Origin of the sequence: Nonomuraea sp. B19D2 (assembly GCF_040137845.1) — a bacterium.
Lineage (GTDB): Bacteria > Actinomycetota > Actinomycetes > Streptosporangiales > Streptosporangiaceae > Nonomuraea.
Genome location: NZ_JBEFAK010000007.1, coordinates 55,893 through 78,608, shown reverse-complemented (window position 1 = coordinate 78,608; position 22,716 = coordinate 55,893). Strand labels below are relative to the sequence as shown.

Annotated in this window: 23 protein-coding genes; 16 read left to right on the top strand and 7 right to left on the bottom strand. The window is 68.8% G+C overall.

What is annotated here, in order from left to right; all coding sequences use genetic code 11:
• Window positions 1-25 precede the first annotated feature (25 nt).
• Window positions 26-205, bottom strand: a complete 180-nt coding sequence (locus ABN273_RS15315; protein ID WP_349449449.1) for a hypothetical protein — start codon at window positions 203-205, stop codon at window positions 26-28.
• A gap of 72 nt (window positions 206-277) precedes the next feature.
• Here ABN273_RS15315 and ABN273_RS15310 point away from each other — a divergent pair, with 72 nt between their 5' ends.
• Together ABN273_RS15310 and ABN273_RS15305 are read left to right on the top strand one after the other, a co-directional pair.
• Window positions 278-1,330: a LacI family DNA-binding transcriptional regulator gene (locus tag ABN273_RS15310; RefSeq protein WP_349449448.1), complete on the top strand. Its 1,053-nt coding sequence runs from the start codon at window positions 278-280 to the stop codon at window positions 1,328-1,330.
• Window positions 1,331-1,498: 168 nt separating this feature from the next.
• Window positions 1,499-1,789 carry a hypothetical protein gene (locus ABN273_RS15305; protein WP_349449447.1) on the top strand — a complete coding sequence of 97 codons (291 nt, stop codon included), beginning with the start codon at window positions 1,499-1,501 and terminating at the stop codon, window positions 1,787-1,789.
• 4 nt (window positions 1,790-1,793) lie between these two features.
• Here ABN273_RS15305 and ABN273_RS15300 read toward each other — a convergent pair whose 3' ends face one another.
• The 5 genes from ABN273_RS15300 to ABN273_RS15280 are packed head-to-tail and all read right to left on the bottom strand — an operon-like array spanning window position 1,794 to window position 6,122.
• Entirely contained in the window at window positions 1,794-2,231 is a 438-nt protein-coding gene (locus ABN273_RS15300) for a group II truncated hemoglobin (RefSeq protein WP_349449446.1), read from the bottom strand.
• A gap of 50 nt (window positions 2,232-2,281) precedes the next feature.
• Window positions 2,282-3,682, bottom strand: coding sequence for an MmgE/PrpD family protein (locus tag ABN273_RS15295; protein WP_349449444.1), 1,401 nt, complete (start codon window positions 3,680-3,682; stop codon window positions 2,282-2,284).
• 13 nt (window positions 3,683-3,695) lie between these two features.
• The gene (locus ABN273_RS15290; RefSeq protein ID WP_349449443.1) at window positions 3,696-4,490 is read right to left on the bottom strand and encodes a cyclase family protein; all 795 of its coding nucleotides are present in this window, start codon (window positions 4,488-4,490) and stop codon (window positions 3,696-3,698) included.
• 59 nt (window positions 4,491-4,549) lie between these two features.
• Window positions 4,550-5,359: a TrmH family RNA methyltransferase gene (locus tag ABN273_RS15285; RefSeq protein ID WP_349449441.1), complete on the bottom strand. Its 810-nt coding sequence runs from the start codon at window positions 5,357-5,359 to the stop codon at window positions 4,550-4,552.
• Window positions 5,352-6,122: a DUF4184 family protein gene (locus ABN273_RS15280; RefSeq protein WP_349449440.1), complete on the bottom strand. Its 771-nt coding sequence runs from the start codon at window positions 6,120-6,122 to the stop codon at window positions 5,352-5,354. The genes ABN273_RS15285 and ABN273_RS15280 overlap by 8 nt, the downstream gene beginning before the upstream one ends.
• A gap of 143 nt (window positions 6,123-6,265) precedes the next feature.
• Between ABN273_RS15280 and ABN273_RS15275 the strand changes: the two genes are divergently transcribed.
• The 12 genes from ABN273_RS15275 (at window position 6,266) to ABN273_RS15220 (ending at window position 20,959) form a co-directional block, all read left to right on the top strand.
• Entirely contained in the window at window positions 6,266-6,904 is a 639-nt protein-coding gene (locus ABN273_RS15275) for a cation diffusion facilitator family transporter (protein ID WP_349449439.1), read from the top strand.
• 317 nt (window positions 6,905-7,221) lie between these two features.
• Complete coding sequence (locus ABN273_RS15270) at window positions 7,222-8,904, top strand: substrate-binding domain-containing protein (RefSeq protein ID WP_349449438.1); 1,683 nt, start codon at window positions 7,222-7,224, stop codon at window positions 8,902-8,904.
• Window positions 8,905-9,015: 111 nt separating this feature from the next.
• Entirely contained in the window at window positions 9,016-10,545 is a 1,530-nt protein-coding gene (locus ABN273_RS15265; RefSeq protein ID WP_349449437.1) for a sigma-70 family RNA polymerase sigma factor, read from the top strand.
• Between the two features lie 522 nt (window positions 10,546-11,067).
• Window positions 11,068-11,214 carry a hypothetical protein gene (locus tag ABN273_RS15260; RefSeq protein ID WP_349449436.1) on the top strand — a complete coding sequence of 49 codons (147 nt, stop codon included), beginning with the start codon at window positions 11,068-11,070 and terminating at the stop codon, window positions 11,212-11,214.
• Window positions 11,211-12,341, top strand: a complete 1,131-nt coding sequence (locus tag ABN273_RS15255; RefSeq protein ID WP_349449435.1) for a GNAT family N-acetyltransferase — start codon at window positions 11,211-11,213, stop codon at window positions 12,339-12,341. Before ABN273_RS15260 ends, ABN273_RS15255 begins: the two co-directional genes overlap by 4 nt.
• A 142-nt stretch (window positions 12,342-12,483) precedes the next feature.
• On the top strand, window positions 12,484-13,314 hold the full coding sequence (locus ABN273_RS15250) for a glycosyltransferase family 2 protein (protein ID WP_349449434.1): 831 nt from the start codon (window positions 12,484-12,486) through the stop codon (window positions 13,312-13,314).
• A gap of 10 nt (window positions 13,315-13,324) precedes the next feature.
• The gene (locus tag ABN273_RS15245) at window positions 13,325-14,266 is read left to right on the top strand and encodes a glycosyltransferase family 2 protein (RefSeq protein WP_349449432.1); all 942 of its coding nucleotides are present in this window, start codon (window positions 13,325-13,327) and stop codon (window positions 14,264-14,266) included.
• Window positions 14,263-15,066: a polysaccharide deacetylase family protein gene (locus ABN273_RS15240; protein WP_349449431.1), complete on the top strand. Its 804-nt coding sequence runs from the start codon at window positions 14,263-14,265 to the stop codon at window positions 15,064-15,066. The genes ABN273_RS15245 and ABN273_RS15240 overlap by 4 nt, the downstream gene beginning before the upstream one ends.
• The gene (locus tag ABN273_RS15235; RefSeq protein WP_349449430.1) at window positions 15,059-16,375 is read left to right on the top strand and encodes a lipopolysaccharide biosynthesis protein; all 1,317 of its coding nucleotides are present in this window, start codon (window positions 15,059-15,061) and stop codon (window positions 16,373-16,375) included. Before ABN273_RS15240 ends, ABN273_RS15235 begins: the two co-directional genes overlap by 8 nt.
• 8 nt (window positions 16,376-16,383) lie before the next feature.
• A complete protein-coding gene (locus ABN273_RS15230) occupies window positions 16,384-18,981 on the top strand; it encodes a hypothetical protein (RefSeq protein ID WP_349449429.1) in 2,598 nt (865 codons plus the stop codon).
• 110 nt (window positions 18,982-19,091) lie between these two features.
• Window positions 19,092-20,270 (top strand): DUF418 domain-containing protein, encoded by a 1,179-nt coding sequence (locus ABN273_RS15225; protein WP_349449428.1) that lies wholly within the window; start codon window positions 19,092-19,094, stop codon window positions 20,268-20,270.
• 56 nt (window positions 20,271-20,326) lie between these two features.
• A complete protein-coding gene (locus ABN273_RS15220) occupies window positions 20,327-20,959 on the top strand; it encodes a GNAT family N-acetyltransferase (RefSeq protein WP_349449427.1) in 633 nt (210 codons plus the stop codon).
• Window positions 20,960-20,971: 12 nt separating this feature from the next.
• Here the strand turns inward: ABN273_RS15220 and ABN273_RS15215 are convergent, their stop codons facing one another.
• Window positions 20,972-21,421 (bottom strand): ATP-binding protein, encoded by a 450-nt coding sequence (locus ABN273_RS15215; protein ID WP_349449425.1) that lies wholly within the window; start codon window positions 21,419-21,421, stop codon window positions 20,972-20,974.
• A 196-nt stretch (window positions 21,422-21,617) separates the two neighbouring features.
• Here ABN273_RS15215 and ABN273_RS15210 point away from each other — a divergent pair, with 196 nt between their 5' ends.
• Both ABN273_RS15210 and ABN273_RS15205 read left to right on the top strand, forming a co-directional pair.
• Window positions 21,618-22,445: a helix-turn-helix domain-containing protein gene (locus ABN273_RS15210; RefSeq protein ID WP_349449423.1), complete on the top strand. Its 828-nt coding sequence runs from the start codon at window positions 21,618-21,620 to the stop codon at window positions 22,443-22,445.
• On the top strand, window positions 22,435-22,647 hold the full coding sequence (locus ABN273_RS15205; protein ID WP_349449422.1) for a DUF397 domain-containing protein: 213 nt from the start codon (window positions 22,435-22,437) through the stop codon (window positions 22,645-22,647). Before ABN273_RS15210 ends, ABN273_RS15205 begins: the two co-directional genes overlap by 11 nt.
• Window positions 22,648-22,716 lie beyond the last annotated feature (69 nt).

Sequence of the window (22,716 nt, the reverse complement as noted above, 5' to 3'; positions counted from 1 at the left end):
CACAGGAAGGCCGGGCTCACTTTCTTCACATGGTTCTGCAGGCGGGATCCAGGCGGTCCGCCGTCCACCTGAGCGAGTGCGCCACCCGTACCCGCACCTTGGCCCTCGGGCGGTGCGGCCGGCGCGGCGCGCCGGGGAGCGCTTCGCCCAGCGAATCCCGATAGCCCATCGCCGTCTGATGAGAGAGGACTTGCATAGCGTCCATGACTCCTCCTTAATCAATTAAGACCTTAATCAATTAAGATGGACCAGGCAAGCTCTTCGATACCGTGGGACGATGGCCAGGGTGACACTGCAGACGATCGCCGACCGGCTGGGCGTGTCCCGGGCCACCGTGTCCTACGCGTTCTCCCGGCCCGACCAGCTCAGCGAGGGGCTGCGACAGCGGATCATGGAGGTGGCCGACGAGCTCGGCTACGCGGGCCCCAATCCGACGGCGCGCTCGCTGCGGCTGGGGCGGGCGGGGGCGCTCGGGCTGATCTTCAGCGAGACGCTGGCGTACGCGTTCGCCGACCCGTACGCGATCGGGTTCTTCCAGGGACTGGCCACGGCGGCGGAGGACGCCGGGGTGGGGCTGCTCATCCTGCCTCTGCCGCACGGCGACCGGCGCAGCGAGACGGTCAGGGACGCGGTGGTCGACTCGTTCTGCGTGATGTCGCTGCCCGACGGGCATCCGGCGCTGGCCGAGGTGTTCGCAAGGAAGCTGCCCGTGGTGGTGGTGGACGAGCCGTACGTGCCAGGGCATCTGTTCCTGGGGATCGACGAGCCCGCCGCCGCGGCCGCCGCCGCACGGCACGTGCTGCGGCTCGGGCATCGGCGGCTGGGGGTGGCCATGGTCGGGCTGCACGACGACGGCTACACCGGCTGGGCCACCCAGGAGCGGCAGGAGAGCGCCGCCTTCGAGGCCATGCGGCGCCGGCGGAGCGGCTACCAGCAGGCCTGCGAGGAGGCCGGGATCGACTGGTCAGGTGTGCCGTTCTACGAGGTCGCGCGCAACTCGCGAGAGGCCGGGCGGAAGGCGGGGCACGCGCTGCTCGGGCGCGACCCGCGCCCCACCGCGATCCTCGCCAACACGGACGTGCTGGCGCTGGGGGTCCTCGACGCGGCGGCCGACCTGGGGCTGGAGGTGCCGGGGGAGCTGTCGGTGGTGGGCTTCTCCGACAGCGCGGCCGAGGAGGCGGGGCTCACCACGATCAGGCAGGCCAAGCAGGAGATGGGGGCGGCGGCGGGGCGGCTGCTGCTGTCGGGGGCGACGGCCGAGCCCGAGCGCCTCACGTTCCCGCACGAACTGATCGTCCGCACCTCCACCGCTCCCCCGGCTCGGACCTGACAGGTCATCACCCCAGCACGAGCACGAGGCCCGCCGTGGCGGCGGCCTCGGGGACAAGGAAGAGGAGCCTTGGGGTACCACCACCTGGTCCACCTGATCCAGAAATCGGTTACCGGCGGGCGGTCCCGCGGATAGGGTTGGTCTCGCAGCCATCCCGGAGGGCATCCCATGGCGGAATTCATCGAGGTCCGGGCGACGATCGAGGGCCACGAGAGAGCGGCCGCGCTGGCGCACGCCATTCTCGGCGCGGGCCTGGCGGCCTCGATCGACATAGCGGAAGTGCCGTCCGCGCGCCCCGGCGAGATCACCTGGGAGCTCATCCTCATCACGACGGACCGGCAGGCGGCCACGCTCGAACGGCACATCAGGGAGACCGGGGAGGGCTGCTCCGTCGTCAGCGCGCCGGTCACCCACGAGCTTGACGGCTATCCCGACTGGCTCACCGGCGGCCGGCCCTGACGCCCTACTCCCAGTCCCAGCGCGGCACCTCGCGCAGCGGGTGAAGCTGATCGTCCGTCTCCGCATGGGAGTTCTGCACGGCCACCTCCGTGCCGAACTCCACATGAGAGCGCAGCGCCGCCCTGAACGGCTCGTCGCCCGGCAGCCCGGCCTGGTCGGCCGCCGCCATGTACAGCTCGACGAACCGCCGCCGCTGCTCCTCATTGATCTTCAGACCCCGGTGGGCGTCGATGAGCAGCGGGAACCCGCCCATCTCCGATGAGAAGGTGTCGGGGCCGCCGAAGGTCTCCACCGTGAAGGCGGTCAAATTGTCGACGTGGCCCGCCCTGCCCGCGCCGAAGAGCGGCTGGAGCAGCGGGTCGGCCAGCAGGCTGCCGTAGAAGATCTCGATGAACGCACGCAGGCGCTCCTCGCCGCCCGCGTGCTCGAATAACGTCTCCATGATTACAGCATTACAGGGCAGTGGAGGCGGTGCCAGGCCCACTTTCTGAGCTAGGCGACGGTCAGGCGGAGCAGCGGCGACACCGACGGGGCCGACGGGAGGTTCCCGACCGCCGCCAGGAGGGCGTCCACGTCGTCCGGCGGCAGCGCCCGTCCCGCGTTGGCACGGAACTTGACCGCCAGCTCGTCCTGCGTCAACGGGTGCTCCGGCCCGCCACGCGAGGAATCGACGCGATGCTCCAGCACCGAGCCGTCACGCAGCCGTACCCGCAGGACCGCTGCGAACGCACGAGGAAAGATCTCCGACGCCCGCTCGTCCGCCACGCAGCGCACCCGCTTCGCCAGTTCCAGCCGTTCGGGAGGCAGGGAGGCGAAGTCGTCCAGCGAAAGCCCGAGCCCGCCGCCGCCGTACAGCGCCGCCGCCACCGCGTAGGGGCCGGAGAACTTCGCATGGTACGGCGACCTAGGGTTGATCTTGTCTTCCCGGGGCTCCGCGATCGTGCGCAGCACCGGACCCGGCACCCCGAGCTCGATGTCCTCGACCTCGGCGGGAGAAAGGCCGCCGGCCCGCAGCGCCAGGGCGCAGTCGATGGCCGGGTGGGTGAAATGGTTCGTCGGATAGGGCTTGTAGACCGTGCGCAGCAGCTCCCACCGGTCGCCCAGGTCCGACAGCAGTGCCGAGGCGTCGAAGCGGCCGTCCAGCCAGGCCTGGAAGAAGCCGAACCGGCCCTCCAGCACGGTCGGCGGCCCGGTCACGCCCTCCGCGGCGAGCACCGCGGCCGAGACGCCCGCGTGAGCGGCCCAGCCGCAGTGAACCCGCTTGATCGTCCCGCCTGTGCGGTTGGCCTCGATGAGGCCAGAGCCCATGCTGGCCGCCACGCCGACGGCGTCGGCGATGCCGTCCGCCGCCAGACCGAACAGGAGCCCGGACGCGACCGCGGCGCCCAGCGTGCCGCAGATGGACGTCGCGTGCTGGCCCTTCTCGAAGAAGAGCGAGTTGCGCGCCTCGGGCAGGTAGGAGGCCATCCCCAGGCGGTTGCACACCTCGACGCCCGCCGCGATCGCCGACGCCAGTTCGGCGCCGCTCGCGCCTGTGGCCTCGGCGACGGCCAGTGCGGCGGGCACCACGGGAGCGCTCGGGTGCAGCACCGACGGCAGGTGCGTGTCGTCGTAGTCCAGCGCGTGCGCCAGCGTGCCGTTGACCAGCGCCGCCGACGGCGCCGGCAGCCGGTCGCCGCTGCCGATCGCGGTGGCCTCCGCACTGCCGCTCCACCGGCGTACGGCCCGCAACACGGCCGGTCCCGCGTCTCCCTCCGGCTCGGCATAGGCGGCCAGGCAGTTGCCCAGCACGTCGAGCACGCGTCCGGTCACGTCGTCGCGCACGCGGCCGGGAACGCCCTCGTCGCGGCAGGCGGCGGCGAACTCGGCGAGCCGCTGGACATGGGTGGTCATGGCCTCTCTCGGATCAGTCGATGACGGCGAGCGGTCGGACCGGGGCGCCGGTGGCGCCGACGATCGGCAGGGGGTTGAGCACGAGCGCGAACTCGCGCGCCCCCGAGTCGAGCAACTCGGCCAGCCGCATGGTCTCCACGATGTTGATGCCCGACTCCACCAGCATGATCCGGTGAACGGGCAATGTGGCGTGCCCGCGCCCGGGCGCGATGTGCTCGAAGGCGATGGTCTCACCACCCACCACGCGCGGGCGGTGACCGGCCAGCCAGCGTGCCGCCTCGGCGCCCGGCCCGGGGACGCCGTTCCGGTGACCGATGAACTCCTCCCCCGACAACCAGAGCCGCGACCATCCGGTGCCGATGAGCACCGCGTCGCCCGCGCGGATCTCCGTGTCACCGGCGGCCTCCGCCAGGTCGCCAGGGGTGATCTCGTAGCCGGGCGGCAGCGTGTCCACGCCGTGCACGGCGGCCACGTCGAGCAGCACGCAACGGCCCACGTACGGCTCGAACTCGTCGATCCCCAGCGAGCCGAACCCCTCGTGCGACATCACCTCGCCCGCGGGCCGCCCGCCGTGCAGCAGCCCGTCCTGCGAGACGTGCGCGAGGGCGTCCACGTGCGTGCCGACGTGCCCGCCCGTGACGATGATCTCGTTGGCGGCCGAGCCGCCGTCGGGCCTGACCATGTCGCCGTGCCTGCGCTCCAGCGTCATCCGGAACGGAGGATGGTTGGGCGACTGCGGCATGCCTCTCCGCATCGGCTGCGCGAGATCCAGGACACGCGACCCTTCCAGCGCCTTCCACAAGGACATCTCTGACGGCTCCCCCTTATTCCGATCATTGGCTGCAACGTTGGCGGCCGTAGCCCAGGTCAATTCGCTCGCATCAAGCCATGGCAGGCGATCGCGGCGGCGGCCACCACGTTCAGCGAGTCCACGCCCGCGGCCATCGCCGCAGCGCTCATCGGGATGCAGACCGCCTGGTCCGCCTCGTGCAGCCAGTGCGATGACAGGCCGTCGCCCTCGGAGCCGAGCAGCAGCGCCACCCGATCCGCCAGCTTGACCGTGTCCATGGGGGTGGCCGTCTGATCCGGGGTCAGGGCCAGCGTCTGGAAGCCCGCCTCCCGCAGCTGCGAGAGCCCGTCGAACCAGTTGTCCATCCGCGCGTACGGGATCGAGAACACCGCTCCCATCGAGACCTTCACCGCCCGCCGGTACAACGGATCGGCGCACCGGGGCGACAGCAGGATCCCGTCCACCCCCAGGGCGGCGGCGCTGCGGAAGATGGCACCGACGTTGGCGTGGTCCACCAGGTCCTCCAGCACGAGCAGCCGCCGCGCGTTGCCCTTCATGAGGGTCTCGACGGAGGGCAGAGGGATGCGTTCCATCGAGGCCAGGGCGCCGCGGTGGACCTGGAAGCCCGCGACGCGCGACATGGTCTCGTCGCTCACCACGTAAACGAGCGCGTCCCCAAGGACGTCCTCGAGCGGGGTCAGCCAGCGGCGCGTGGTCAGGACCGAGCGGATCGGGTAGCCGGCGCCGATGGCCCGCCTGATCACCTTCTCCCCCTCGGCCAGGAACAGGCCGCGCGAAGCCTCCAGGCTCTTGCGCAGCTCCACGTCCCTGAGCCGGGTGTAGTCGGACAGGCGGGGATCGTCGGCGTCGGTTACGTACTCAAGCACCTTCCGATATTGCCATGCGCCGCCTGAGCTGCCAGACCGCCGCATAGCCGACCAGCACCAGGCCCATGCCGATCAACGTGCCCGCGCCGATCTTGGTGAGCACGCTGGCGATGCCGAGCTCCGGGGCGGGCTCGTCCACGAGGGGCCAGAGGAGCGCGCCCGCGACCGTGCCGATCGAGCACATCAGCATCACGAGCCTTCGCACGTATGGGCGGATCTGCAGGCGGTCGGGCACAGGGGCGGCGGCCATCCGGGACAGGCCGCGCCATCCCCACCACAGCAGGATGGCCAGGCCGATCACGGACGAGACGTACTGCAGCAGCCGGAACAGCCTGATCACGCCGAACACCCGGATCGACAGCCAGTCCCCCCACTCCTCCGGCCCGCTGGAGTGGGTGAAGGAGTCCCACAAGACGTGGGAGGCGGCGCCGATCGCCGCTCCGACGGCCATGGGCACGACGTGGGGCCGCGACGGGGCCAGGAGGGCGGCGCGGCCGGCGAGCGACGGCGGCAGCAGGGAGATCAGAGGTTCCCTGAAGACGCCGTGGAAGAGCGGCAACAGCAGCAGTACGGCTGCGACGTCGACGGTGAACACACCGAGCCAGGAGTGCCATTTGCCGTAGTCGGGCAGGAACGTCAGGAAGATCGGCAGATCGGGGACCATCGCCCCGAGCGCCAGCGCCCATGGATCGGCGAACTTGCGTACGCGCGGCGACGCAATCAGCGGCACCACCGCCGCCATGTGGCTCGGCGTGAACGGCAACCTGGCCCCCCTCCGTTGCGATCAGCGCTCATTATGCGGGCAAACTTGACCATCCTTTGCTGCCCCGAGGCGACGTTACATTACGTAGTGGGTACATTACCCATCGCTGTCGACGGCCGGATAGCCGGGGAGTGCGGAGGGTCATGGTGCCTGACCAGCGAATTCATGAGCGTCCGGCCGCGTCAGCCGACTGGCTGCGCGCTGCCCGCGCCGCCCGTTCGCTTTCGGTGGCCACGCTGGCCTGGCTGGGCGTGGAAAGCACGCTCGGCCTGGCCGCCGGCTTCTCGGCCCACTCCCTGGCGCTGATCGGGTGGGGATTGGCGTCGTTCGTCGAGGCGGCGGCCAGCCTGATCGTGGTGTGGCGCTTCACCGGCGCCCGCACGCTCTCGGCGAGCGCCGAGACCACTGCCCGGCGGGCGGTCGCGGTGAGCTTCTGGCTGCTCGCGCCCTACCTCGTCCTGCACGTCGCCTACGACCTGGACGCGGGACAGCGGGCCGCGCCGAGCGTGCTGGGGATCGTGGTGACGACGTTCAGCCTGATCAGCATGCCTGCCTTGGGGCTGGCCAAGCGGCGGCTCGGGGCGCGGCTGACGTCCGCGGCCACCTCAGGAGAGGGCACCCAGAACCTCATTTGCGCTGCCATGGCGGCGGGGGTGCTGGCGAGCCTGTGGCTCAACACGCTGGGCTGGTGGTGGGTCGATCCGGCCGTGGCGGTGGCGCTGGCGGCAGTCGCCGTACGGGAGGGCAGGCGGGCCTGGCACGGCCACACCTGTCGCCATTAGAGCCTCAGGAAGCGATCTCTCGGTCACGGGGTGAACGCGGTCCGCCGATCACATGTACCTCTCAGAAACCATCACTCAAGCCGGGAACGGCGCTCGCAGAGCGTAATCACTGCACCAAAAGGGCTGTTTTCCCACACTGAGCACACCGAGTATCGTTCCCGGAGTATTGCGGAGCAACTCCCGCTAGGGTCTCCGAGAAAGTCTCAAACCATATCTAAGAGGACATCGTGGGGCGACACCGCACAGACGAGCTCGATGGCGGATACAGAGCGCAAGAACCCCCGGCCCGCAGACGCTCCGGCAGCGGTCGCGGCAGGGTGATCGTGCCACTGGCCGGCGCCGTCGCGCTGGCCGTGCTCCTCGGTGTCGCCGCATTCGTCATCTTCAATCGTGATCACGACTGCTCGGCCGGCAAGCTGGGGCTGCGCGTCGTCGCGACCCCGGACATCCAGCCCGCGCTCAACAAGATCGCGGGCAACTACAACAAGGCCATGCACTCGATCGACAGCAAGTGCGTCGAGGTGACGGTGGCCAAGGAGGCCGCGGCCAGAACCGCGAACGCGGTGGCCGCCGGCAAGGCCAAGGCCGACTTCTGGGTGGCGGACTCCAGCCTCCTCATGGAGAGCCTGCGCAACACCCCGGCGGGCGAGGCACTGCCGCAGGTGGACGGCTCGATCGCGACCTCACCCGTGGTGCTGGCGGCGGCCAAGTCGTCCGCGTCGAAGCTGACCGGCACGCTGCAGCCGAGCTGGGCGGCCATGATCTCAGCGGCGAACGTCGCCAACGTGGACGGGCCTGGCAAGAAGGTACGCGTGCTCGCCCTCGACCCCCAGAAGAACTCCGCCGGGCTGGCCGCGCTGCTGGCCGCCGCCGGCACGGCGAAGGAGGCCAAACAGGACAAGGCGCTGGTGGGCGCCATGAAGGAGCTGTCGGGCCAGCTCGCGTCCGACTCGACGGCGCTGCTGGCCAGCCTCACGGTGAAGTCGGGCAGCAGGGTGCCCGTCGGCGTCGCCTCCGAGCAGGCCATCTACGCCCACAATGCGAAGAAGCCGGAGGCTCCGGTGGTCGCGCTCTATCCCAAGGAAGGCACGCTGAGCCTCGACTACCCGGTCACGATCCTCACCAAGGATCCGTCGGTGCTCAAGGCCGCGGCGGACTTCAAGCAGGACCTCGCCACGGAGTCGGCCAAGAAGATCCTGCGCGAAGCGGGCTTCCGCAGCACGGACGGCAAGGCGGGCGACGCGCTGTCGAAGGACAAGGGGTTCACGCCTGAGACGCCGCCGGCCCTGGAGCCGCCGGACGGCGCGACCGTCGCCAGGATGGTGCAGACCTGGTCCAGGCTGAACCTGGGCTCCCGCCTGCTCACGCTGCTCGACGTCTCCGGCACGATGGCGCTGCCCGTTCCCGGTACGGGGATGACCCGCATGCAGGCCATCACCAAGATCGCCACCGAGGGCATGGGCCTGTTCCCCGCCGACTCCGAGCTGGGCCTGTGGACGTTCTCCACGCACATGGACGGGCAGGGCAAGGACTGGAAGGAACTCGTCTCCGTCGGTCCGATCAGCGAGTCGGTCAACGGGACGCTCCGCAAGGAGATGCTGGCCAGGAATTTCGCATCGATCAAGGCCAAGGCCACCGGCGACACCGGGCTGAACGACACCGTCAAGGCCGCGTACACGCAGCTGACCAAGACCTACCAGGAAGACAAGATCAACACGCTGCTGGTCCTCACGGACGGCGCGGGCAACGACGACCCGGACGGCGGCGTCGAGAACGCCGAGCTCCTGCAGTTCCTGAAGAAGACGTACAACCCGAAGCGGCCCATCAGCATCCTGCTCATCGCGTTCGGCCCGGAGGCCGAGAAGGGCAAGCAGCAGATGGACGCCCTGGCCAAGGCCACGGGCGGCGAGGCGTACATCGCCAAGAACATCCTGCAGGTGCGCGACTTCTTCCTCCAGGGCATGGAACGCCGCCTCTGCACCCCCAACTGCGACGGGTGAGGGCGCCGGCACTTCATGCCTGTTGGGCATAGGGGGCGAACCCGGTAGAAGGTGGCGGCGTCCTCTCCGCGTGGGGCTTGAATGCCCGTTCTACCCGCGGGGAGGGAATCCGTGCCTGGATGGCCGTCCGTCGATCGCGCCGAGGAACATGAGCTGGTCGAGGCTCTGCGCCGGGCGCACACCGACGCTCCCGCCAAGCTGTACGACTCCTACGCCGAGCGGCTGCACGACTACGCCAGCTCCTTCGCCAGCGACCTGGCCGCCGACGCCGTGCACGACGCCCTGGTCACCGCGCAAGGGTGCGTGCACCGGCTGAAGGAGCCCGCCCGGCTTCGGGCCTGGCTGTACGCGCTGACCAGGTTCCAGGTGCGGGCCAGGATGGCGCATCGGACGCCGGTGGAGGGCCTGCCGCTGCCGGTCCTCGAGGAGCACGACGACCCCGAGCTGGCGGACCTGGTCCACGAGACGCTGGGCGAGCTGAGCAGGAGCGAGCGCGAGATCCTGGAGTTGTCGGTGCGCCACGGCCTGACCCCGGCGGAGGTGGGCGCGGTGCTCGGGCTCACCTCGCGGCAGGCGGCGAGCCGGCGCGGCAGGGCCCGCGACCACCTGGAGAACGCCGCCGCCGCCGTGGTGCTGGCCAGGACGGGACGGGCGCACTGCCCCGACCTGTCAGCCATGCTGGACGGATGCGAGGGCCCGCTCACCCCGCTGCTGCGACGGAGGCTTTCTGGACACATCAGCGGGTGCGAGGTGTGTACCGAGGGGCGGCACAGGCAGGTCTCGGCGGCGCGGCTCCTGGACATGGTGCCGGTCGCGTTCCCGCCCATCTCGCTGCGCCGCCGCGTGATCGACACGTGCGTCAACCCCGAGCGGGACCAGACCCGCACCCTGATCACCGATCGCGGGGACAGCTTCGACAAGACCGGCTTCCCCGTGGCCGTCGAGCACCGCTCGCGGCGGCGCAGGCCGCGCCGCCTGGCGCCGGTGCTGCTGGCGGGCGCGTGCGTGCTGGCCGCGACCGGGGCCATGGTCGCGATCAACGGCGGCGACACGTCCAGCGGCACCCCGCTCCGGGCGGGTCCCTCGTCCACACTCCCCGTCAAGGAGACCCCGACCGCCCTCGAGGAGACCCCGACGCCCGAGCCGGCGGTGGAGCAGGACGAGCTCACACCGGCCCCCACCCCCAGCCGCACCCCCTCCAGCCGGGCCACGCCGACCGTACGGCCGAGCACCAGGCACGCCGCCGCGCCGACGCCCACCCGCCGCAGGCCCGCAGCCGGCGCCCGGCTCGGCACGTCGTGCCCGGAGGCGATCGACGGCGCGGCCAAGATCGGGCTCAGCGCCCGCAACGCCGCGGTCTCGTGGGTGGCGACCGCCTCGCAGGGGCTGGACGTGTTCCCGGCGAGCGGCTCGATCAAGGCCGGACGCTCAGTGGCGATCTGGGTGACGATCCTCGACCCGGACAGCGCCGGCAGGGGCCGCGTCGCCTTCACCTCGAACGGCGGCACCGCGACCTGCTCACTCGCCTGGGACGGGCGGCAGCCGTCCGAGCCGACCGGCGAGCCGACGGCCTCCGCCGAGCCCAGCGCCTCGCCCTCCGAGACCGCGTCCGCCGACGACGCGGAAACCCTCGACGAGTAAAGTGATCTTTACCGCCGAATAGATCTTTTTACCCCCAAGCAAATCGGAATTTAGAGCCGACAAAAAAGGGTGATTCGGACCTTCGCTCGAAGACTCGCGGTCACATAGGGCATTCTGGTGTGCCTGGGAGCCGTTCCGGGACCCGGAACCTCTTGATCACGTATTGAATCTGCGCGAGAAGAATCTTTGCGTGCCGGTAAACCGGGGCATGTTGCCAAGCGTCGGCATTGACGTCCCTGCCGCGGATTGGTCCCATGAATTGCGATCAGTAGTGCTTTGATAACGGAGCAGGAGAGAAGAGGGATGCTCAAGCAGCACCGCAGAGCGCTGACCTGGCTGGTGGCGCTCGCTTGCATAGCTGGAGCGGTCGTGGCGCTTTTCGACATAGACACACCGCTGCGCCCATTTTTGATCTCTCTGTTCCTTCTGGTCGTTCCAGGTGCGGCGGTAGTAGGACTGTTGCGTGATCGTGACCCCCTTGCCGCGATATCAGTAGGAGCTGCGGCAAGTCTCGTAATCAACGTGCTTCTCGCTCAGGCGATGCTGCTGTTCGGCGCGTGGTCGCCCCGAGCAGGCGTCGCGACGGTCGCCGTGCTCGGAGGGTTCATGTACGTGCTTCGCGTGTTGTACCGGGGGAAGAGCATGCAGACCCAGCAGGGGGCCAGGTGAACATCCAGGTGACGCGGCCGGGAGAGCTCGGGGAGTCCGAGCGGAGCCGATGGCGGGCGCTGCAGAAGGCCGATCCGAGTCTGGACAATCCATTCCTGTCCGTCGAGTTCGCCGTGGCGATGGACCGCTTGCGCGACTACGTGAGGGTGGCAGTCATCTCCGACGAAAGCGACATCGTCGGATTCTTCCCGCATGAGCGGCACAGCTTCGGCATCGGCAAGCCGCTCGGCGGCTTCCTGACCACATGCCACGGGTTAATCGCGGCCCCGGATCTGCAGCTCGACGCCAAGGCCCTGCTGCGGGCCTGCAAGCTCAGCGTCTTCGACTTCGACCACCTGGTGGCGGGACAACCGACGTTCGCCCCCTACGAGCAGGATGTCCGGCCCGCGCCGGTCATGGACTTCACCTCCGGGTTCGCCGCCTGGATCGAGCAGGTCAAGTCCAATTCCCCGAAAAACCTCAAGACCGTCCGCTACAAGGAGCGCAAGCTCGGCAGGGAGCAGGGCGAGCTGCGCTTCGAGTGGGCCTCGGCCGACCCGGAGGTGCTGCGCACGCTGCTGGCGTGGAAGTCCGACCAGTATCGAAGAACTGGCCGGGTGGATAGATTCGCCCAGCCGTGGATCGTCGAATTGACGGACATGATGCATGCCGAAAAGTCATCGGACTTCGCGGGCGTCCTGACCATGCTTTATGCCGGGGACGTACCGGTCGCCGGGCATTTCGGCCTCCGGACGAGCACCACGCTTGTAGGGTGGTTCCCCGCCTACGACACCGAGTTCGCCCGTTATTCGCCGGGCATCGTCCATCATCTCCAGATGGCCGAGGCCGCCGCGAACGACGGAGTGCACATGGTGGACATGGGCAAAGGCGGCAAAGAGTACAAAGACTGGCTCAAGAGCGGAGTCTTGTACGTCGCCGAAGGCCGCATCTCGAGACCGTCCGCGGCTGCGGCGGTCCACTGGATGGGCCGCACTCCTTTCAACAAGGCCCGAACAATCGTCATGGACAGACCGTCCCTTTACAAGGCGGCCGACCGTGTACTCAAGGGCTTCGGTCGCATGCGCACTTCGATGCAGCAGCAAGAGTCACCCAACGCAGTAGTGAAAGAACCAACGGGAGCACGCTGAGCGCTTCCGAGTCCCGGCAGAACACCCTCACAGCACAGGACCCTTCGATGCATCGTTCACCGGCTTCGCCATTCCCTCAGCACCCGGGTGTGGCCGCGTCCGGCTCGTGGCGGGGAGGGGTCCCGGAAGGATCTCCCTCGCCATGAGTCCCGAGATAGCCAAGCACAACGGCAAACCGCAACCACCCTTGCGGTCGATGCCGCCACCCACGAGCTTCACGCCGGTCACACCTCACCTGGCCATTTCCCCGACGGTGAGCGTGGTCGTGCCGGCGATGAACGAGGCAGAGAACCTGCCGCACGTCTTCGCCACGATCCCGCACTGGGTGGACGAGATCGTGCTCGTCGACGGCAACTCCGTCGACGAGACGGTGGCCGTGGCCAGGCGGCTGCGACCGAACCTGAAAGTCGTCACGCAGACCGGCAAGGGCAAGGGTGACGCCCTGGCAGCCGGTTTCGCCGCGTGCACGAGCGACATCATCGTGATGATCGACGCCGACGGCTCGACCGACGGCCGCGAGATCATCTCCTTCGTCGGGGCACTGGTGACGGGCGCCGACTTCGTCAAGGGGTCCCGTTACTCCCCCGGCGGCGGCAGCGACGACCTGACGCTCAACCGGCGGATCGGCAACAAGGTCTTAACCTCGCTGGTCAACGTCCTGTACGGCACCAAGTACACCGACCTGTGCTACGGCTACAACGCCTTCTGGGCCCGCCACCTCGACGTGCTCGACCTCGACTGCCCCGGCTTCGAGGTGGAGACGCTGATGAACGTGCGCGCGGCCAAGGCCGGGCTGAAGGTGCACGAGGTGCCGAGCCACGAACGCACCCGCATTCACGGCGAGAGCAACCTTCGCGCCGTACGAGATGGCTTCCGCGTGCTCAAGACCATCCTGAAGGAGTGGCGTCGCCAGCCCGCTCCCGCTCAGCCTGAGCCGACCGCCACTCCCGCCGCTGACCGAGGCGTCGCATAAAGGAATCCCTGTGAACACGTCTGTTGTCATCTGCGTCTACACCGAGGAGCGGTGGGAGGACATCAGGCAGGCAGTCGAGTCGGTCGAGAGCCAGACACGCCCGGCACACGAGCTGATCCTGGTGGTCGACCACAACCCCGACCTGCACCTCAAGCTCAAGCGCGCGTATCCACGGGCCATTGTGGTGGACAACACGCATGAGCAGGGGCTGTCGGGAGGCAAGAACACCGGCGTGGCCATGGCCAACGGTGAGATTGTCGCGTTCCTCGACGACGACGCGGTCGCCGACTCGGGGTGGCTGGAGGCTTTGGAGGAGGGCTTCCAGGTACCCGGCGTGGTGGGCGTCGGAGGTCGTACGGATCCGCTGTGGGCGTCCGGGAGGCGCCCGCGGTGGTTCCCGGACGAGTTCGACTGGACGGTCGGCTGCACGTACCGCGGCATGCCCGCCGTACGTGCGCCGATCCGTAACGTGATGGGCGGCAACGCCGCCTTCCTGCGCGACGTCGTGTCCGAGGTGGGCGGGTTCCACAGCGGCATCGGGCGCAGCGTGCAGGGCCGCAAGTCGCGCCCGCTGGGGTGCGAGGAGACGGAGTTCTGCATCCGGCTGAGCCAGCGCAAGCCTGGCTCGGTCATGCTCTTCGAGCCGCGCGCGGTGATCGGGCACAAGGTGTCCAGACAGCGCGAGCGGTTCGCCTACTTCAGATCCAGATGCTATGCGGAGGGGCTGTCGAAGGCCCTGGTGACGCAGGAGGTCGGCACTCAGGACGGCCTGGCCAGCGAGCGCGCCCACGCGCTCAGGACGCTGCCGCTCGGCGCGCTGCGCGGCGTGCGCGAGGCGCTGCGGGGCGACCTGGGCGGGCTCGGCAGGGCGGCCGCGATCGTGGTCGGGCTGGCCTGGACGACCTGGGGTTACGCGGTGGGTTCCGCACGGTTGAAGGTGGCACGCTCATGACCCGGATCCCGATCCTGATGTATCACTCGGTCACCGACGCCCCCAACGACGAGACCAGACCCCATTCGGTGCGGCCGTCCGACCTGGCCGAGCAGCTCGCGTACCTGTCGGAGAGCGGCTTCACCCCGCTCACGCTGGGCGACCTGGTGGCCTCGCTCCACCACAACAACGGCCGCTCGATGCCCGGCAAGCCGATCGTGGTGACGTTCGACGACGGCTACGCCGACTTCCACAGCCACGCGCTGCCCCTGCTCGAGCGCTACAACTTCCCCGCCACGGTCTTCCTGACCAGCGGCTGGGTGTCCGACGCGGGCGACGATGCGGCGGGCCGCCCCCTCGACAAGATGCTGAGCTGGGGCCAGGCCCGCGAGGCCGCGCAGACCGGCATCGAGATCGGCGGCCACAGCCACAGCCATCCCCAGCTGGACCAGCTCCGCACCGAGGACCTCCGGCAGGAGCTGCGCAGGAACAAGGGTCTGCTGGAGGAGAAGATCGGCGCGCCGGTCGCCACCATGGCCTACCCCTACGGCTACTCCAGTGCCCGCGTCCGCCAGGAAGTCCGCAAGGCCGGATATTTCGCCGCCTGCGCCGTGAGCAACACGATCGCCGCCGACCGCCACGACATGCTCGCCATCCCCCGGTTGACGGTCGGCAAGGGCACGACCATCGCCATGTTCAAGCGGGCTGTCGAAGGCACCGCCGTTCCCCTCATCTACCTGCGCGAACGCATCCTCACCAAGGGGTACGCGGTCGTGCGCCGGACGAGGTACGGGCTGCGGCGGGTGCGCGGAAATGTCTGACGTCTGGGGCAAGATCCTCCGCGATCTGCGTAATCCGCTGTTCCGCCAGGGCTACGCGCTCATGGCGAACACCGTCATCACCGGCGTGCTCGGCATGGGCTACTGGCTGCTGGCGGCACACCACTACTCGCCGGAGGAGTTCGGCCGCGGGCAGGCGTTGATCACCGCGATGCGGCTGTTCGCGTCCCTGATCGCGCTGGGGTTCGTGGGCGCGCTGGCCCGCTTCCTGCCGGTGGCCGGCCGCCGCACGCCCGAGCTGGTCCTGCGCGGGTACGGCCTGGCCGCCGCCACGGGCGGGGTCGCGGCGCTCGGGTTCCTGCTGACCCTGCCGATGTGGGGAAAGACGTACGCGGTGCTCAGCGGCTTCTGGCCCGGGCTGTTCTTCCTGGCGTCCGTGCTGGTGTGGGCCGTCTTCACGCTGCAGGACGTGGTGCTGACCGGGCTGCGCAGGGCCACGTTCGTGCCGATGAACAACCTGGTCTTCGGCGTCGTCAAGATGGGGCTGCTGGTCGCCCTGGCCGGCGCGCTGCCGTCGGGCGGGATCTTCGTCTCGTGGGTCATCCCGACCGCACTCGCGCTGATCCCCGTGAACTGGCTGATCTTCGGCGTCGTGGTGCCCAGACACGTCAAGGAGTCCGACGCCGCGCAGGAGCCGCCCCGGCTGCGCCAGGTCGGCAGGTTCCTGGCCGGGGACTTCCCCGGGACGCTGTCCATCCTGGGAATCGTCTACCTGGTGCCCGTGGTGGTCGCCACGCAGGTGGGCGAGGCCACGTTCGGGCGCTTCTCCATGGCGCACACCCTCGCGAGCATGATCGAGCTGCTGGCCATGAACATGGCGGTGTCGCTCACCGTCGAGGGCTCCTTCGACCGTGCCCGGCTGGCCGAGAACTGCCGTCGGGCGCTGCGGCGGGCGTTCCTGATCGTCACGCCGATCATCGCGGTGGCGATTGTCGCCGCGCCGCTGATCCTGACCATCTTCGGGTCCTCCTTCGCGGCCGAGGGCACGACGCTGCTTCGGCTGATGTCGCTGGCCGTGCTGCCGCGGGTGCTGATCGAGGTCTACCTGAGCGCGCTGCGGGCGCAGTCGCGGGCGCGGATGCTGGCGGCCGTGCAGATCGGGCTGGCCGTGCTCGTGCTGGTGTCCACTGTGGCGCTGTTCCCGTACGCCGGCGTGAACGCGGTGGGATACGGGCTGCTCTTCAGCGAACTGCTCATGGGACTTTTGATTTTCGGGAATCTCCGCAAAATCCTCAGGTACGGAGAAACAGGGTCGCAGGCCGTTACCCACGGGTCGGCCGGGGCCGCATGATGGTCAACGTGACGCAACGGGACGGCGACGGCATCGAGCCGGACGCGGACACGACGAGGCTCGTACGGCTGCCCGCCACCTTGCACATCGGGCACCCGCCCACGACGGAGGCGGACACGGACCCGGACGCCACGGGCACGGTGGTCACGCCCGTACAGGATGTCTCCGCGCCGGTCACGGACGCGCCCGCCAAGGAGGCAGATCCCGACGAGGAGCCCTCGGCCGAAGCGTCGGCCGACGAGGAGCCCACCACCGACGCGTCAGCCGACGAGGGGCTCACAGCCGACGCGTCAGCCGACGGCACCGTGCCCATGACCCGTCCTGCGGCCACCGGAGGGGCACCGGCCGTAACGCCGTCGACCGAGGCCGAGCCCGCCGCGCCCCAGCAAGAAGCCGAACCCGAGCAGGCCGCACCCCAGCAGGTGGCGCCACAGCCGGCCCCGGCCAAGCCGCGCCCCCGGGGCGGTCGGGTAAGGGGGCTGGTCGCCAGTGCGCCCAAGTGGGTGCCCGTGCTGCTGGTCCTCGAGGGCCTGGCCATGTACATCCTCGCCCTCAAGGTCCCCCCGGGCCCGCTGCGGGGCGTGGATCCGAACAACATCGACGGCCTGGGCCTGATTTCGGCGCTCCCGACGACCGCGTTCATCGCCATCCTCATCATGATCGGGTCGTTCTTCATCACGGTCGTCCAGAGCTCCGACCGCAAGTTCCTCCTGCTCTTCCAGATCGCGGCCATCACGTTCGCCCTGCACGGCGCCGGGGCCCTGGTCGCGACGGAGCCGCGCTTCCCCACGGCGTACATCCATGCCGGTTTCGTGGAGTTCATCAGCAGGACCGGCGAGGCGGCCATCAGCATCGACGCCCGCATGGGCTGGCCCGGCTTCTTCGCGCTGTTCGCCTTCGTGACGCGGGCCGCCGGGATCAGCGACCTGACGACGATCCTGCAGTGGACGCCGCTCGTCTCGAACCTGCTCTACCTGCTCCCGTTCGTGCTGATCCTGCGCCAGGTCGTGGCCACCACGCGGGCCCGGTGGTTCGCGGCGCTGCTGTTCGTGCTGGTGCAGTGGATCGGGCAGGACTACTTCTCGCCGCAGGGCTTCACGTTCGCGTTGTATCTGGCGTTCGTGGCGATCCTGCTCAGGTGGTTCGGCCGGGTCGAGCCGCGTACGAAGCCGGTCCCGCCCAAGGGGCTGCGCAAGCTGCTCGGCAAGCTGGACTCGATGACCCCGGGCGAGCTCGCCAACACCGGCACGTTCCGGGCCGACAAGCTGCTCATGCTGCTGATGCTGCTGGCGCTGTTCGTCGCGTCGGTGGCCTCGCACCAGATCACGCCGTTCATGATGCTCGGGGTCGTGACCGCGTTCCTGATCTTCAAACGGACCTCGTTGTCCTGGGCGCTGCCGTTCTTCCTCGGGCTGGCGGTGCTGGCCTGGATCAGCTACATGACGGTGGGCTTCTGGTCCGGCCAGATCGACGCCATCTTCGGCGGCCTCGGCCGGATCCTGCAGAACATCCGCAGCAACACCGGCGACCGGATCGAGGGCAGCGACCCCGCGCACGCGCTGGTGCTCAAGGCGCGGCTCGGCATCCTCGTGGTGATCCTCAGCCTGGCGGCCTCGGGGCTGATCAGGCGGTTGCGGCGCGGGGTGTTCGACCGGTCGGCGCTGATCCTGCTCTGCGTGCCGGTGCTGGCGCTCGGGCTGCAGAGCTACGGCGGCGAGATCGGGCTGCGGATCTACATGTTCGCGCTGCCCGGGGCCTGTCTGCTGGCCGCGTACGCGTTCTTCCCCAACCTGCCCGCCGACAGCGCGGACGTGCGCGAGGAGACCGTGCCGCTGCGCAACCGGAAGGTGCGCGTCAACCCGCAGCTCACCAGGAAGATCTCGGTCGCGCTCGCGGCGTGCTTCGCGGTGCTGTTCGCGTTCGCGTTCCTGCTGACCAGGTACGGCAACGAGAAGTTCGAGCGGGTCACCACGGGCGAGGTGGCCGCCCTGCACTACATCTACGAGCACGACAAGCCGAGCGCAAAAGTGCTCTACCTGGTGCCCAAGAAGGGGCCCGAGGTCACCCCGACCCTGCCGTGGGGCGAGCGGGACGTCGAACTGGTCAACTTCGGCGGGCAGGCCCTCGTGCACAAGGACCCGGCGCAGATCGCGGACACGGTCCAGGCGCTCAAGGAGCAGCCACGGAACTCCTACCTGATCGTGAGCCGCGGCCAGGTCAGCTACCTGCAGCTCAACGAGGGTTTCCCGGAGGACTGGGGGACGAGGTTCCGCGCGGCGCTGGACGCCTCGCCGGACCTGAAGCGGGTGTTCTCCAACGAGGACGCCGCGCTCTACACCTGGAAGAAGTTCGTCAGGGGCACCGAGATCCCCGATCCTCAGCCGTACAAGGGGCGCGGCGACCCCACCTCGCCCTGGACGCCGGTGGGCATCGGCGCGCTGGGCGTGACCTGGGTGGCGCTCTTCGCGTACGAGATCATCTGCTTGAACGGCCGGAAGCGCGCGCGCAAAACCCGCAGGCGCCTGCTGTTCCTGGCGGTTCCCGCTTTTTTGGTGGCCCTAGCCGTGATCATCGAGAGATTTATCTATATCGCACAAAATAACTGAATTCCCAGGAAACACTCAGCTTGTGCGGGATGATGTAACCCGATGTGAGGACACAGGAGACATTTCCCGCCATGCCCAATGCGCGACCCGCAGCCGCGAGGATCGCTTCTGTGGACGCCCTACGAGGCTTCTCGCTCCTGGGCATCCTCGTCGTCAACATCGCCTTCCTCGCCTCCGGCTACCGCATGGCCGGGATGGCGGAGCCCGCGTTCCAGTCCTCGCTGGACTGGAGCGTGCGGTGGGTCGTGACACTGCTCGTGGAGAACAAGTTCTACCTGCTGTTCTCCTTCCTGTTCGGCTACAGCTTCACGCTCCAGGTCGACTCGGCGGAGCGGCAGGGCCGGCCGTTCGGGCCGATGTTCCTGCGCCGGCTGGCCGGGCTGTTCCTGATCGGGCTGGCGCACGCCGTGCTGCTGTTCCCCGGGGACATCCTGACGACGTACGCCGCCGTGGGGCTGGCTCTGCTGGTCTTCCGCAAGATCAGGCCCAAGACGGCGGTGGTGCTGGCGGTGGTGCTGACCGCGATGCTGGCGCTCGGCTTCGTGCTGCTGGCGCTGCTGGCCATGTCCGGCCTGGACACGGCAGGCACGGTGGCCGACACGGCGGCGGAGGCCGCCCGCTCGGACACCGCTCTGGCGGCCTCCTTCTGGCAGATCGTCGCCGAGCACCTCAGGAAGCTGTCGCTGATCATCCTGTTCCGCGTCTTCTTCCAGGGTCCCGCCGTGCTGGCCGCGTGCCTGATCGGCCTGGCGGTCGGCAAGCTGGGCGTCCTGCGCGACATCTCCGCCCACACAGGGACATTACTCACACTGCAATGGGCCGGATTCACGATCGGGCTCGCAGGTGCGTTCGTCTACACGGTGTCGGCCTGGCAGGGCACGTTGCACAAGTTCTGGGGCGAGGCCGTGGATCTGGTGACGGCACCGCTGCTGGCGGCGGCGTACGCGGCGACGTTCCTGCGGCTGCTGCCGTACATGCCGCGCGCCGCGCGAGTGCTGGCGGCGCCCGGCCGCATGGCGCTGTCCAACTATCTGGCGCAGTCGCTGATCTGCTCGCTGATCTTCACCGGGTACGGGCTCGCGCTCGTGGACCGGGTCAGCCCGCTGCTCGAGGTGTTGCTGGCGGTCGGCATCTTCGCCGTTCAGGTCGTTTACAGCCGTTGGTGGCTCAAGAGCCACCGTTACGGTCCGGTGGAGTGGTTGCTGCGTTTCCTGACGTACTGGCGCAGACCCACCCCCAGCCGCGCGTCCGAGGCCCGCCACTCCCCCTCCGCCGCCCTCCCAGAGTGATCGACCGGAGTTAATTGGGGTGATCTCGTCGGCGGGGCTCGGAACAATGGACCGGTATGCGCCACTGGCCGGTACTCAACCTGCGCCTGACCACGCCCCGGCTCGAGCTGCGGCTACCCTCTCTGGACGATCTCGACGAGCTGGCCGAGCGGGCGCTGGAAGGCGTCCACGATCCTGACGTGATGCCGTTCGGCGTCCCGTGGACCGACGTCCCCGCCGCCGAGCTGCCCGGGAACGTCGTCCGCTACCAGCTCGGGATCATGTCGCGATGGCAGCGCGAGCAGTGGTGCTGCAACTTCGTCGTCGTCCACGAGGGACGCGTAGTCGGCACCCAGGACCTGTCCGCGCACAGCTTCCTGGTCACCCGCGAGGTGCACACGGGCTCGTGGCTGGGCCGCGCCCACCAGGGCAAGGGGCTCGGCACCGAGATGCGCGCCGCCGTCCTGCACCTGGCCTTCACGGGGCTCGACGCCCAGACGGCCGTCTCCAGCGCGTTCCTGGACAACCCCGCGTCACTGGGCGTCTCCCGCAAGCTCGGCTACCGGCCCGACGGGCTGTCAGTAGACGAGGTACGCGGCCGGCGGGCGGTCCAGCAACGCCTGCGCCTCGACCGGGCCGGCTTCACCGACCCCGTCCCGGTGCGGATCCACGGACTGGAACCGTGCCTGCCGCACTTCGGGCTGGGCTGACGCGGGAGACGGTCACAGAGCGTGGACGGGTACGTGGCACCAGACCACGCGCTCTTCCCGCTCGGTGAGGTAGGTCCCCCAGGCCCCGCCGCAGATCGCGATGATCGTGGCGATACCCATGCCGCCGGGCTGCGTCATCCGCGGGATCCAGTCGTCCCAGTCGGCCGGGAACGGCAGGCATGTCGGCTCCGACCCGGGATTGCCGGGATCCGTCACGTCCAGGCGGACGCAAGACGGGTCCTCGTCCAGACGCAGCCGCACCCAGTCGCGATCAGGGCCTTTGAGCGCGTGTCTGACGGCATTGGTCACCAGCTCCGATACGACGAGCTCGGTGTCGTACAGCGCGGGATGCGTCATTCCCAGCCATGTTCTGACGGCGAGCCTGGCGCGGTGCGGCGCGTACGGATCCTGGCGGAGCGTGGCACGCCGGAGTTGCGTTGGGGCTGTCCCGCCTGACCGCATGGGAATCACCTCGAAGCGCAATAGACCGGACGGCGCAGTGAGGAATTACAGCGCCTAAATCTCCGGAGCCTCTGCACAGCATGGCGTCATGCGATTACTTTGTGTTGCGGAACAGGACTCCACTTTCCTCCAAGTACCGCCGACGGTGTGTGTGAGCTTTGTAGGGGCGTTAGAGCATAAGGCAAAAGGGCATGGTATGACGGCTAACGGGCAAGAGCCTCGCCTACGGGCACGAGCGGAGTACGGCGCACGAATGCGGAAGTTTCGGACAGGCCACGGCCTGTCGCAGGAACGCCTTGCCGCAGCCCCTGGGGTGACCTACAGCGAGAGCCAGATCGGAGCCGTCGAGCGTGGCAAGCGCACGCCCAGCGAGGCTTTCACGGAGGAAATAGAGCGTGTTCTCGGGCTCAACGGCGAACTGAAGGAACTACTTCCCGAAATCCACACGGACCTGGGGCCGGCCTGGTTCAGACCATGGCCGGGCATCGAGGCCGCGGCCCACGCCATCCGGACGTCCGAGCCTTTGGTGATCCCCGGGCTTCTCCAGACGGAGAGATACGCCGAACAGGTCCTTCTCGGCGAGCCCGGCACCACGCGGGACCAGGTGCAGAAAGCGGTCAAGGTCCGGCTCAAACGCCAGGCCGTGTTCGACCAGCCGAAGCCACCCATGTATTCGACCCTCATAGACGAGAGCGTGCTGTTTCGACCCATCGGCGGGGCAGAGGTGATGCGGGAGCAGCTCGCACACCTCCTGACCGTCATGGAGCACCCGTGCATCACCGTACGGATCGTCCCCCTGTCCGCGGGGATGACCACCGGCCTGCTGGGTGCGTTCGAGATCGCACAGGTGGACGGCTCGCCCGACGCCGCTTACCTGGAGAGCGCGCTGACCGGCGAGGTGATCAGTCGTATCGACAAGGTCCGAGACCTTGGCGTGCGATGGGATGCGTTGAGCAGCATGGCGCATCCGGTGAACATCAGCGAGAAAGTCATTCGCAAGATGATGGAGAGGTATGGAGACTGACAACGAACTGCTCACTGCCGCGTGGCGCAAGGCCAGGGCATCAGGGAGCAACGGCGGCAGCTGCGTCGAAGTCGCACCCCTCAGCGGTGGACGCGTCGCCGTGAGAGACAGCAAGGACCGCAGCGGTCCCGCCCTCGTGTTCACCGCGGCAGAGTGGGCCGCCTTCAGAGACGGCATGTCCAAGGGCGAATTCAACTTCTGACGAAAACCCGGAAGAGGGGCTCGATCCTTTCCGAGCCCCTCTTTCATCTGCACACCAAGATCCCTACAT

Excerpts from the sequence above, each read along its gene's own strand:
- ABN273_RS15295 (WP_349449444.1), bottom strand. The coding sequence starts at position 3,682 with ATGACCACCCATGTCCAGCGGCTCGCCGAGTTCGCCGCCGCCTGCCGC.
- ABN273_RS15310 (WP_349449448.1), top strand. The coding sequence starts at position 278 with ATGGCCAGGGTGACACTGCAGACGATCGCCGACCGGCTGGGCGTGTCC.
- ABN273_RS15220 (WP_349449427.1), top strand. The coding sequence starts at position 20,327 with ATGCGCCACTGGCCGGTACTCAACCTGCGCCTGACCACGCCCCGGCTC.
- ABN273_RS15275 (WP_349449439.1), top strand. The coding sequence starts at position 6,266 with ATGGTGCCTGACCAGCGAATTCATGAGCGTCCGGCCGCGTCAGCCGAC.
- ABN273_RS15235 (WP_349449430.1), top strand. The coding sequence starts at position 15,059 with ATGTCTGACGTCTGGGGCAAGATCCTCCGCGATCTGCGTAATCCGCTG.
- ABN273_RS15315 (WP_349449449.1), bottom strand. The coding sequence starts at position 205 with ATGGACGCTATGCAAGTCCTCTCTCATCAGACGGCGATGGGCTATCGG.
- ABN273_RS15240 (WP_349449431.1), top strand. The coding sequence starts at position 14,263 with ATGACCCGGATCCCGATCCTGATGTATCACTCGGTCACCGACGCCCCC.
- ABN273_RS15300 (WP_349449446.1), bottom strand. The coding sequence starts at position 2,231 with ATGGAGACGTTATTCGAGCACGCGGGCGGCGAGGAGCGCCTGCGTGCG.
- ABN273_RS15305 (WP_349449447.1), top strand. The coding sequence starts at position 1,499 with ATGGCGGAATTCATCGAGGTCCGGGCGACGATCGAGGGCCACGAGAGA.
- ABN273_RS15210 (WP_349449423.1), top strand. The coding sequence starts at position 21,618 with ATGACGGCTAACGGGCAAGAGCCTCGCCTACGGGCACGAGCGGAGTAC.
- ABN273_RS15215 (WP_349449425.1), bottom strand. The coding sequence starts at position 21,421 with ATGCGGTCAGGCGGGACAGCCCCAACGCAACTCCGGCGTGCCACGCTC.
- ABN273_RS15205 (WP_349449422.1), top strand. The coding sequence starts at position 22,435 with ATGGAGACTGACAACGAACTGCTCACTGCCGCGTGGCGCAAGGCCAGG.
- ABN273_RS15290 (WP_349449443.1), bottom strand. The coding sequence starts at position 4,490 with ATGTCCTTGTGGAAGGCGCTGGAAGGGTCGCGTGTCCTGGATCTCGCG.
- ABN273_RS15250 (WP_349449434.1), top strand. The coding sequence starts at position 12,484 with ATGAGTCCCGAGATAGCCAAGCACAACGGCAAACCGCAACCACCCTTG.